Raw genomic sequence first — 5804 nt, 5'->3', positions numbered from 1 at the left:
GGAATATTGAGGTCTTACCACCGTTGAAATATTGATAAGGAAAACTACAGTGTATAACTTATCTTAATCCAAGTGAGAGCGGTGGCATGAAGCTATAATTAATATTGTAATGATATTCTAGCAATAGCCACTAGACAATTTGTTCATTGATAATTAAATACTGAATAATCCAAGGTTCGAGTAAGACTAAGAGATACGAACCCGAAGGTACTTAGTACAAGGAGGAATTAGTAGACTTGGAGGAAAGCTTAATCTTAGAGAAAAGACAATTACTAAGAAATAATGAGTATTATGATATGCAAGACACCTTTGATTGAATATATGAAAAATCATGTAATAATCATAAATTTGTTGACTTAATGGAGCATATAACTAATGAAAGCAACATTTTATTAGCTTATAGAAACATTAAAAATAATAAAGGCTCAAAAACTGTAGGAACTGATAATAAAAACATTGAGTATCTTAAAAATTTAAGAAAAGATGAATTTGTAGAATTAATGCAAAATAAATTTGATAACTATATGCCAAAAAGTGTGAGAAGAGAAGAAATTCCAAAGCACGATGGTAGATTAAGATCACTTGGAATTCCCTGTATTGAGGATAGAATAATACAACAATGCATTAAGCAAGTGTTAGAACCTATATGCGAAGCAAAATTCCACAACCATAGTTATGGTTTCAGACCTAATAGAAGTACATCTCATGCTATGGCAAGATGTATGCATCTAATGAATAGAGCAAAAAGTGGATATAGATATAAAAGGATTCTTTGATAATGTCAATCATAGTAAGTTAAAAAAACAACTATGGAAGCTTGGTATTAGAGATAAAAACCTACTAAGCATATTAGGGAAAATACTAATGTCGGAAATAGAAGGAATCGGAGTACCTGAAAAGGGAACGCCACAAGGTGGAATAATAAGTCCATTACACAAATATAGTTTTAAATGAACTAGATTGGTGGATTAGTTCTCAATGGGAAACATTCCAGACTAATCATTATCATAAACATAATGGAAATAGGTATAAGGTTCAAAAAACTACAAATTTAAAGGAACTGTGGCTTGTTAGATATGCAGATGATTTTAAAATATTTTGTAGAGACTATAAATCCTCAATAAAAATATTCAATGCAGTAAAACAATGGCTAAAAGAGCGTTTAGGATTAGATATAAGTAATGAAAAATCCAAGATAACAAATTTAAGAAGAAATTACACTGAATTTTTAGGATTTAGATTAAAGGTAAAATTAAAAAGAAATAAATATAGCTGCAATAGTAGAATTACTAAAAAAGCAAAACAAAATGCTATTGCAAAATTAAAAGAGCAAGTTAAAATAATACAGAAAAAACAAAAGATTAAAGAAGTATCAAAACTTAACTCAATGATATTAGGTAGTCATAACTATTATAAATATGCTACCAATGTGAGTATGGAGTTTTCGGATATAGATTTCTTAGTAAGAAAAACCTTGAAAATTAGATTAAAGAATTTAATTAGTAACAAACTCCGGTTATCCGAAACACATAAAAGACTTTATGGACAGTATAACGGAAAACCAATAACTATTATAGGCATAACAATGTTTCCTATCTATGGTTGTAAAACTAAAAAAGCTTTATGCTTTAACCAAAAGATATGCAACTATACAAGAAAAGGTAGAGAACTTATCCATGATAATTTAGTTGGTTACACTCACATAATTCAATATCTATTAAACCATCAATACCATTCACTATCAGTTGAATTTAATGATAATAAAATTTCATTAATTGCAGGTCAAAATGGAATATGCTCGGTTACAGGCAAAGCCTTAACCATTGGAAATATGGAGTGTCATCATAAAATACCAAAAAGTCTAGGTGGTACTGATGAATATAAGAATCTTGTGTGGTTAACAACACAGGTTCATAAACTTATACACAGCACAAACTTGGATACAATAGCTAAGTATCTAAATGTTTTAAATTTGGATAATAAAGGTTTGAAAAAAGTTAATTCTTTAAGAAAGTTAGTAGGAAATTCAGTTATTTAATTAAATGAAAAGTTCAAATTGTTGGAACGCCGTATGCGGTGAAAGTCGCACGTACGGTGTGGAGTGGGGGAAAAGTTGGAGATAACTTCAAAGACTTACCTATCACTATATATGTTAAATAATATAGAAAAAATAGATACGGAAAATAATATTGGAAAAACAGAAATTATGAATAAAAAAGATATTTTTGAATCTAAAAATAAATTATAATGTAACTTACATACAAAAAAACTCTAAGGTAAAAATAATCTTAGAGGTGATTTTATTATGAGTAGATTTAAAAAAATAGTTTGTTTTTTTATTTTAATTATGTTTTTATTTAATACAAAAGTTATATGCAGTATTAAAGAATATAATGAAGATTATATTTTAAATACAAAAGTTGATTTGTTAACTTTGAAATTAGCTTATAATGAATATATAAAAACTTTAGAAAAGGATAATAAAGGTTATATATATTTGGTATTTAACAATGGTAAAAAAATAATATATGATGATAATAAAGAAAAAAATTATGAAGAAAAATTAGCTAATCCTGATTTGCAAGATATGTTAGAAACTCCTTATAAATTAAATATGATAAAAGAAATTGAGGAAAAAAATATAGACCCAGGAAGAATAAGGGTGTACGATTTATTAAATATAGTTTATGGAAATGGAGAAAAAAACATAAGGTCAAATTTAACTATGGTAAAATCTTATTATGGTAATTTTCAATTTAATAAAGAAAATCATGGAGCAGAAAATTTAAAAAAAGTAATGGATAATGTAAAAATCATATGTAAAGAAAATAATAGAATAGTTAATTATGTATGTCCTATAAGTGGAACCTTTAATTATAGAGTTATAAGTGGTACTGGTAGATTAAGTGCACATTCTTATGGTATAGCTATTGATTTAAAAAGAGATAATGCAGATTATTGGAAATGGACAAATAAGGAAAAAGCAAGGGCGAGAATTTATAATTATCCTGAAGAATTGGTAAAAGTTTTTGAGGATAATGGTTTTATTTGGGGAGGAAAATGGAATCACTTTGATATATTACATTTCGAATATAGGCCTGAATTTATTATTAAATCAAAATACTTTAATAAAGATGATATAAAAAATAAAGAATGTTGGTATTATGGCATTAATGTTGATGATGATATTTTAAATTATATATCAAAAATAGAGGAAATATTAAAATAATTAATAAGATAAAACTTAGAAGGAAGTAGCTATAAAAATTTAATAGATTTTATTTTTATAGCTACTTTATTAATATTAAATTTAAAATTATTTATTATGAGATAACTTTGAGCGTTTAGTATATTTTTTTCCGTTACTATGACTTTCTCTTTTTTGTCCGTGCTCTATGCCAATTTCTGATCCTTGTTCACTATACATTTTTCTAAGCTCAGCATTAGATTTAGGTCTATCTTTTAATCTATTTTTGTTGTTATCCATAACTACTACCTCCTTTAAAAAATATTACAAAAATAGTTTGTACTTTTTATAAAATATTATGTGCTTTTATTAATAAATTTAATATTATAATAAATTTATTAATAAAAAATATTGACATAATATATTTTTTATCTTAAAATATATTATATTGTAATTAATAGATGTGTATCTTTAGCTCAGCTGGATAGAGAAACGCCCTTCTAAGGCGTGGGGCTGGGGTTCGAATCCCTAAAGGTACACCATATCGGGGTGTGGCGCAGATGGGAGCGCGCGTGGTTTGGGACCATGAGGTCGCAGGTTCGATCCCTGTCACCCCGACCATTAAAATTATAATAATATTTGCGGGTGTAGCTCAATGGTAGAGCCCTAGCCTTCCAAGCTAGTTACGTGGGTTCGATTCCCATCACCCGCTCCAAAAAAAGCTAACTTTTTAAAGTTAGCTTTTTTGTGTTAGTTACTATAGTTATTTTTAGGATTTTGCAAATATTATAACATATAAGTTAATTAACATAACCATATATTAAAATAGAGGACAGTTTTTTATGAAAATAGATAAAATTATAGATGAAAAATCCCTATAGAGTAGTTTTTAGATTATTCTATAGGGATTTTGTTAAGAAATTTTTTGTTTTTTATGTAAAAAAATTAGTTGTATATTAATTTCATAGTAATGTCATTATAGAATATGCTATTAGGAAAATCAGCTTCTATTAATGAGGCATATTTTTTTGATAGAGTTTTATCTTTATCTTTATAATAATTTGCTAATTTATAAAGAGCTTCTGGTGAATAAAACGGATCATCACCTTCAGAATCATGTTTTAAGTATTTATTTATATACATTTCATAATATTTGATAGCTTCATCTTTATTTCCTAAATTTTCATTAGCAGAAGCTGTAAAATAAATTATGTGTGGTTGTAAATAATTTTTATCACTAAACTTTAATGCTTTTTCAAAATAAGGTATAGAATCGGCATATTTTTTTTCTTTAAATAATGCAAAACCATCCTTATAGAACTTTTCAACACCATCTACTTTCATTATTTCTTCTGCTTTATTATAAAGTTTCAAATTATCTCCATTAGCATCACTCTTTTGTGTAGATGTAAGTAATGTATAAAGTTCATTTATATTTTTAGTAGTTATTGCAGACTCAAAATTTTTAGTTGGAAATTCATGAGTAGTTGATGTACTAGCACCTACATTATTTTTTATACTTTCAGCATTTTCAGTTTTATTTGAAAAATTAGTATTTTTGATAGTAGTAAAGGCTATACCAGCTACAATGGCTCCAACAATTACCACAGTAGTAATTTTAAAAGCTTTATTATTTTTAATATTATTATTAGAAGTAGAGTTAAATTTAGAAACATTAGGTTTAATATTTTCAATTAATTCTTTTGATTCTTTAATTTCTTCTTTATTAGATACTTGATCTATTGAAGTATTTTTAATTGTTTCTTTTGAAGTTTTTTTGCTTTCTTTTAAGGAATCAGATGATATATTATCAGTGGATTTTTTAGCATTTTCCTTTTTTGCAAGCTCTTTTTGTATGGCAGCTCTAATTTCTTTTGTTATTTTTTCATCAACTAGTGAATGAATTAAAGAATCAGCTTTTTGTTCTTCGTAACTACTTTTTAATGGAGTAGTAGGAGTAATTCCTTTTTTTATAGAAGAACAATTCTCTAAGGCTTTTTTCACATTAAATTTATTAAAAGAAGAAGTAGAACATTTATTCAATTTTAAAATAGCATTATCTACATTTCCTTTTTCTATATCTTTTAATGCATCTTCATATAAATTTTTTAATTCATTATATTCAGTAACATTATTTAAATATTGTTTACATTCTATATTATCATTATAATCACTGTTAATTTTCCATGTAAGTTTAGCTTCGTTTAAGTCGCCAGAATAATACAAAATACGACTTTCTAAAGTAAGTGCATCTTCATTGTTATAGTCTTTTTCTAATATTTTTCCGCAAATATTTAGAGCTTCTTCATAATTACCACTTTCAAATAATGAATAAGCTTTTTGCAATTTCTTATCATTCTTTTTCATTTTTTCCTCCTTAATGATAAAAATAGACAAGTTTTTAATTAATACTGTAATTATACTATTAAATTAATAAAAATAAAATAAGAATTTATTTTAATAAGCAACAAAAAGAAAAAATTAAATATTATTAAATAAAAAATATTTTTTAAATAAAAAAAAGTAAAGAAAATAAAAAAATAACTATAATTGTTTAATATTTTATTTTGAAAAAATTAAATATTAAAACAGATAATTTATCTTTAGAATATACAGT

General features: G+C 25.6%; 7 protein-coding genes, 3 tRNA genes and 1 pseudogene. 9 read left to right on the top strand and 2 right to left on the bottom strand.

Going from position 1 to position 5804, the window contains the following annotated elements; translation table 11 throughout:
- The first annotated feature begins 359 nt into the window (after positions 1-359).
- The 6 genes and pseudogenes from GBZ86_RS19025 to GBZ86_RS11775 all read left to right on the top strand — a co-directional run bounded on the left by GBZ86_RS19025 (position 360) and on the right by GBZ86_RS11775 (position 3229).
- The gene (locus tag GBZ86_RS19025) at positions 360-776 is read left to right on the top strand and encodes a reverse transcriptase domain-containing protein (protein WP_479690749.1); all 417 of its coding nucleotides are present in this window, start codon (positions 360-362) and stop codon (positions 774-776) included.
- On the top strand, positions 748-954 hold the full coding sequence (locus GBZ86_RS19020) for a reverse transcriptase domain-containing protein (protein WP_479690748.1): 207 nt from the start codon (positions 748-750) through the stop codon (positions 952-954). The genes GBZ86_RS19025 and GBZ86_RS19020 overlap by 29 nt, the downstream gene beginning before the upstream one ends.
- Positions 941-1180 (top strand): annotated as a pseudogene (locus GBZ86_RS19015) (group II intron reverse transcriptase/maturase); the annotation flags it as partial. The gene GBZ86_RS19020 and the pseudogene GBZ86_RS19015, both read left to right, overlap by 14 nt.
- A 255-nt stretch (positions 1181-1435) precedes the next feature.
- Positions 1436-2038, top strand: a complete 603-nt coding sequence (locus GBZ86_RS19010) for an HNH endonuclease signature motif containing protein (protein WP_479690747.1) — start codon at positions 1436-1438, stop codon at positions 2036-2038.
- 75 nt (positions 2039-2113) lie between these two features.
- The gene (locus GBZ86_RS18455; RefSeq protein WP_268817441.1) at positions 2114-2248 is read left to right on the top strand and encodes a hypothetical protein; all 135 of its coding nucleotides are present in this window, start codon (positions 2114-2116) and stop codon (positions 2246-2248) included.
- A gap of 57 nt (positions 2249-2305) precedes the next feature.
- Complete coding sequence (locus GBZ86_RS11775) at positions 2306-3229, top strand: M15 family metallopeptidase (protein WP_152890900.1); 924 nt, start codon at positions 2306-2308, stop codon at positions 3227-3229.
- 87 nt (positions 3230-3316) lie between these two features.
- Here GBZ86_RS11775 and GBZ86_RS11770 read toward each other — a convergent pair whose 3' ends face one another.
- A complete protein-coding gene (locus tag GBZ86_RS11770) occupies positions 3317-3487 on the bottom strand; it encodes a hypothetical protein (RefSeq protein WP_152890898.1) in 171 nt (56 codons plus the stop codon).
- Positions 3488-3652: 165 nt separating this feature from the next.
- Between GBZ86_RS11770 and GBZ86_RS11765 the strand changes: the two genes are divergently transcribed.
- From GBZ86_RS11765 to GBZ86_RS11755, 3 genes are all read left to right on the top strand, one after another.
- Positions 3653-3729 (top strand) — tRNA-Arg (locus tag GBZ86_RS11765).
- Between the two features lie 3 nt (positions 3730-3732).
- Positions 3733-3808: transfer RNA gene (locus GBZ86_RS11760), tRNA-Pro, on the top strand.
- 20 nt (positions 3809-3828) lie between these two features.
- Positions 3829-3902: transfer RNA gene (locus tag GBZ86_RS11755), tRNA-Gly, on the top strand.
- Positions 3903-4132: 230 nt separating this feature from the next.
- Here the strand turns inward: GBZ86_RS11755 and GBZ86_RS11750 are convergent.
- Positions 4133-5554 carry a tetratricopeptide repeat protein gene (locus GBZ86_RS11750; protein ID WP_152890896.1) on the bottom strand — a complete coding sequence of 474 codons (1422 nt, stop codon included), beginning with the start codon at positions 5552-5554 and terminating at the stop codon, positions 4133-4135.
- Positions 5555-5804: the final 250 nt, after the last annotated feature.

The sequence above is a fragment of the Clostridium tarantellae genome (assembly GCF_009295725.1).
GTDB classification, from domain to species: domain Bacteria; phylum Bacillota; class Clostridia; order Clostridiales; family Clostridiaceae; genus Sarcina; species Sarcina tarantellae.
The sequence above is the reverse complement of the archived record's forward strand: the minus strand, read 5'-3'. Positions and strand labels throughout refer to the sequence as shown.

Bases quoted from the DNA above. Each gene is read 5' to 3' on its own strand.
- GBZ86_RS11775 (WP_152890900.1), top strand. From the start codon at position 2,306: ATGAGTAGATTTAAAAAAATAGTTTGTTTTTTTATTTTAATTATGTTT.
- GBZ86_RS11750 (WP_152890896.1), bottom strand. From the start codon at position 5,554: ATGAAAAAGAATGATAAGAAATTGCAAAAAGCTTATTCATTATTTGAA.
- GBZ86_RS11770 (WP_152890898.1), bottom strand. From the start codon at position 3,487: ATGGATAACAACAAAAATAGATTAAAAGATAGACCTAAATCTAATGCT.
- GBZ86_RS19025 (WP_479690749.1), top strand. From the start codon at position 360: ATGGAGCATATAACTAATGAAAGCAACATTTTATTAGCTTATAGAAAC.
- GBZ86_RS19010 (WP_479690747.1), top strand. From the start codon at position 1,436: ATGGAGTTTTCGGATATAGATTTCTTAGTAAGAAAAACCTTGAAAATT.